The 4,129-nt window shown below is 27.6% G+C and carries 5 protein-coding genes and 1 pseudogene; 3 read left to right on the forward strand and 3 right to left on the reverse strand.

All coding sequences use genetic code 11. From position 1 onward, the window contains the following. Together B8T70_RS23155 and B8T70_RS24050 are read left to right on the forward strand one after the other, a co-directional pair. Window positions 1–393, forward strand: a pseudogene (locus tag B8T70_RS23155) (zeta toxin); the annotation flags it as partial. A 6-nt stretch (window positions 394–399) separates the two neighbouring features. Beyond that, the gene (locus tag B8T70_RS24050; RefSeq protein ID WP_165572135.1) at window positions 400–555 is read left to right on the forward strand and encodes a hypothetical protein; all 156 of its coding nucleotides are present in this window, start codon (window positions 400–402) and stop codon (window positions 553–555) included. Between the two features lie 632 nt (window positions 556–1,187). Here B8T70_RS24050 and B8T70_RS24470 read toward each other — a convergent pair. Continuing rightward, window positions 1,188–1,334: an IS3 family transposase gene (locus B8T70_RS24470; protein ID WP_369827415.1), complete on the reverse strand. Its 147-nt coding sequence runs from the start codon at window positions 1,332–1,334 to the stop codon at window positions 1,188–1,190. A 69-nt stretch (window positions 1,335–1,403) separates the two neighbouring features. Between B8T70_RS24470 and B8T70_RS23160 the strand changes: the two genes are divergently transcribed. Further along, on the forward strand, window positions 1,404–1,586 hold the full coding sequence (locus tag B8T70_RS23160; RefSeq protein WP_039116518.1) for a hypothetical protein: 183 nt from the start codon (window positions 1,404–1,406) through the stop codon (window positions 1,584–1,586). Window positions 1,587–2,491: 905 nt separating this feature from the next. Here the strand turns inward: B8T70_RS23160 and B8T70_RS23170 are convergent. Both B8T70_RS23170 and B8T70_RS23175 read right to left on the reverse strand, forming a co-directional pair. Then, complete coding sequence (locus B8T70_RS23170; protein WP_086896398.1) at window positions 2,492–3,313, reverse strand: hypothetical protein; 822 nt, start codon at window positions 3,311–3,313, stop codon at window positions 2,492–2,494. A 4-nt stretch (window positions 3,314–3,317) separates the two neighbouring features. Then, window positions 3,318–3,902 (reverse strand): hypothetical protein, encoded by a 585-nt coding sequence (locus B8T70_RS23175; RefSeq protein ID WP_052259587.1) that lies wholly within the window; start codon window positions 3,900–3,902, stop codon window positions 3,318–3,320. Between the last annotated feature and the right edge of the window lie 227 nt (window positions 3,903–4,129).

Genomic DNA, 4,129 nt, shown 5'->3' on the forward strand with positions numbered 1-4,129 from the left:
ATGTTACATAGGATAAATGAGCTATTATCTAACAATGAAGTATTTGCTTTTGAGACAACATTAGCCACAAAAAGTTATAAATCAAAAGTAATTCTGGCGCAAGAAAAAGGATATAAGGTTATACTTTTGTTTTTTTGGCTTCAAGATGTTAATCTGGCTATTGAAAGAGTAAGAACAAGAGTTCAAGAAGGTGGTCATAATATTGAAAATGATGTTATCAGACGCCGATATGCCAATGGATTAATAAATTTATTTAAGATACATTTACCAATAGTTGATGAGGCAATGATATTTGATAACACTAATGCAAAGGCAGAATTAATAGCACAAAAAACATTAGGTAATACGATTGAGATTTTAAATAAAATTAAGTTCGATAAACTAAAAGAATAACGACAAATGGAAAATCACAAAACAACATCGACTCAGAAGAAAGTTCTAGAAGGAATGGATAAAGTTTACGAAAAGTTAATTGAATTTAAAAAGAAAACAAACAGCGATTTAGTAGTAATGAAGGATGGTAAAATAGTCAGAATAAAACCTAATACATTGTAATTTTTTTTGAAAATAAATTTTAAGCTCATTTCTATGGGCTTTTTTTATGCAGATATTTAAACAAAAGTAAAGATGAAATTTCTGACGGAGATAGTAATGCCCAAGCCGTGTTTACTGGGACTCAATAATTTTTAGTATAATGAGGGTCTAAAAGCATTAAATCATTTCACACAGTTTACGTCCGCACAGCGGACATAATTTGAAAGATTTGATTATACTTACCAAATTTCCTTAGTGAAAAGCTCATATATATCGGAATTGGAATATGTTCTGAAAGGAATTCTAAAGTGAACTTGATAGATTAATAGTTATTCATACAGTCATGTTTCTTATGTTTTCAATTGTGTCCACACTGCAGACACAATTGAGTAAAAATGGTATTAATTAAATATAGAGTTTTTAGTGGACGCTTAACCATTCGAACCTTAATTCTGTAACGCTTGTTTTTGCTGGATGTTTGATTCTTGTAAATTGCCTGTGCCACGATTCTGCCACAAAACTCTAAGTAGTCATTTTTTGTCGCTTAATTGTATTTCAGCTTTATTTACATTTTGTTATTACTGAAAGGTTACTTTCTTGGAGTGTAATTAGCAAAATATTTTAAATCTAATTCTTCTTTAAAAATAATTGTTTTAATTTCCGCTTTGTAATTTTTGATACTCAAAAATATTTAGGTTCTCTAAATGCTTATGTCTTCTAGTGGTATTATAAAAATTTTCAATGTACTCAGTAATCGCAAGTTCAGCTTCATACTTATTTCCAAAATTGTTTTGGTAGATTTTGTTGTGTTTTTATTTTTTAAGCATTTTATAAAATGCTAGTAAAAAATGTAACTTTGGAAAAAAACTATGAAAGCTACAGGATTTTTGAAATATTTCTTTACTATTATTTTACTCACCCTATTTGTCGCAAGTTGTAGTATTCATACTTCATCTTCAAATTCTGGCAAGATTCCTCCTGGGCAGGCAAAAAAAATGTCCGGAAGCAAGAGTGCAAAAAATTATGCACCTGGTCAGCAGAAAAAAAGATAAGCTATTCTTAATAAGATTGAATCCTTACCAAGCTAAAAAAATGGACCTGTTTATTAAATTTGATATTTTTTGTGACTGTCAAAAAAGCACATTATTTGATTAAATATCTTATTTATATACAAAAAACAAAAAGGGGGACTTCCGCATGTCCCCCTTTTGTTTGCAATTTAATGTTTTCCATGTCCTTTTCCGTGTCCATTAATTTTATGTTCTTTGTTATTCCCTTTACCAGGTTTTTTACCAATAGTTTTTTGTGGTTTGCCTTTGTAACCTTTACCATATTTTACTTTATGAGTTTTATAATTATCATATGGAGCGTCGACCCTATAATCGGTAAGAACTACTTTGTATCTGTTATTTAGGTCATAATTTCTATAGTTTCTAGGAAGACTTCTTGCTCTTGTCCATTTTCCATTATTCGATTTCGAAATAATTGAGGATAGATTTGTAACTATCTTTAGCTATAAGACAGGTATTCATCAAATATTCCTTTACATTATTCCATTCTTGTATACCTCTGTAATAAAAAAGCTTTAATTGTTCAACTATTACACCTTACTAGGATGAGTCTAATTTATGTATCTGAAAAGTTTCAGTTCTAAGGATGAACCAAGTAAAATACTGCAGGCTAACATTATTCGATAAGGTGGGGACAAATCTTAAAACGGGCGTGGGTTCTATAAATTTAAGAGAATTTAAGTCGATGTATTAACTTAGCATCGAGTTCTAGTAAAAAAGTTAATTTTACTTTCTGCATTTGGATGATTGTAGAAAATACGTAATCTAAAAACAATGTGAAATTAAATTGATTTTTTTAGATTTATCTAATTTAATTTTTAAAAGAGACCATTTAAAAATTACTTTTTAGATGGTCTCTTTTATATTATATTAAGATATACTAAGTTTTAACTTAAATTTTTAAATGTGAGTAAATAATGTCCATAATCATTTTTATTGTCCTGTACAGTACATTTATAAAATTTTAATTTTTTTGAAAGATGGAATATTTTTATTTTGACTTTAAAAACGGTGTTCACTGGCATAGCTTTTCCTGTGCTTAATATTTCCAAATTATCCAATTCTATATTGCTGTCAGAATTTATCTTGTAAATGTTTTTCAGAATAATGTTAGTCATAAATACTGCTGGTACAATATTATAATTGTCAAAATGCCCTGAACAATGACTTCGAGTAAATTCATCTACAGTTATATTGAATTCGTCCTCGGTCAAACATTCAAACTGAGTGTTAGGTAATAAACTGTTAAAGTCATTGTTTTTTTCCGCATGATAATAAGGCTCAAATATTTTCTTAAAGTTTATATCATCTATAATAAAATAATCAATTTCCATTTGAAATATTTTATTGTTTTCATCCATAATTTCGATTAATGATTTACCTTTTTTTTCATTCTCCAATTGAGGTGTTACTTTGGCAATCAACAAACCAGAAGGTTGCATATATGAAATCTTTCTAATCCTTAATTTTTCACCAAGAAAATAATTTTTTTTATTTGCTTTTAATTGATTAGCTAAGTTTAGACTTCCTACTGTTGAGAGAATTTTAATAAGGTTGCTAAAATTTTCTTTATCGAAATATTCAAATGATTTGTGCAATGGAAATTCAATATTTCTTTCGTTAAAACTAATTTCATTTGCGTTATCAAATAAATACGGAGATGTTTCTCCTATTAACTCTACTGTTTTTTTTTGGGGCTCAGTTGTCATATTATTAAAGTTGTTTGATATGATATATAGATTTAATATTAAATTTTTTATCTATTTTTTCGAAAGTGTAATCTATTTCACAATCGATGTTTAAAATGTCTTTAATTCCTTCTAGAAATGGCAAAAAAGTTGGAATAGTTACATGTTTTTCGATTCCTAGTTCGGTTAGTACTTTTAAATATCTGTCTACTCCTGTTAGTTCTATTATAGTGTTTTCAGGTGTAAATTCTATTATTCTGAAATTAAATTCTGGACTAGAGTTATATATCGCAAAGATTACAACTAGAGCAAATGCTCTTGCGTCTTTTTCTAATTTTGGGTATATCTCAATCGCCTGCTTCGTTTTTAACTTTCCTAATTCGTAGAATAATTTTTTGGAGTGATTGTCTATTTTGTCATTGCCATAAGTCACACCAATATCTCTTAATAATAAGCCGTAGAAAGCGCTAGTCACGTTAGATAAATTTTGAGTAAGTTCAAAGGTGTTTTCAGGAAAAAAAAAATTAATAATTTCTTCTTTTAAATCTTGTGAAGTAAAAACATCTTTACTTCTTGCTTGGCTTAAATTTTTTAATAACGTCTGTTTCATTGTTTTAAATTATTAAATTGTTAAACTTCGTTTTAATTTTGAATTCTTATTATTTTTTTAAGTTAGTTTTGTTAACCTCTATTTTAAATTAGTTGTATAATAGTCAAATACTTGTTTTTTAGTATAATATGGTAATAAAATTAGTATTTTATTAATAAAAAAACAAGATTTTTATTAATAAAAAGGTTGAGCTAAAGGGATAATTTAGGACTAATTTGTAGATGGTT

Origin of the sequence: Flavobacterium sp. AJR (genome assembly GCF_002156885.1) — a bacterium.
GTDB lineage: Bacteria > Bacteroidota > Bacteroidia > Flavobacteriales > Flavobacteriaceae > Flavobacterium.

What these genes read in the sequence shown, in the direction of transcription:
- B8T70_RS24050 (WP_165572135.1), top strand. Translation starts at nt 400, where the DNA reads ATGGAAAATCACAAAACAACATCGACTCAGAAGAAAGTTCTAGAAGGA.
- B8T70_RS23160 (WP_039116518.1), top strand. Translation starts at nt 1,404, where the DNA reads ATGAAAGCTACAGGATTTTTGAAATATTTCTTTACTATTATTTTACTC.
- B8T70_RS23170 (WP_086896398.1), bottom strand. Translation starts at nt 3,313, where the DNA reads ATGACAACTGAGCCCCAAAAAAAAACAGTAGAGTTAATAGGAGAAACA.
- B8T70_RS23175 (WP_052259587.1), bottom strand. Translation starts at nt 3,902, where the DNA reads ATGAAACAGACGTTATTAAAAAATTTAAGCCAAGCAAGAAGTAAAGAT.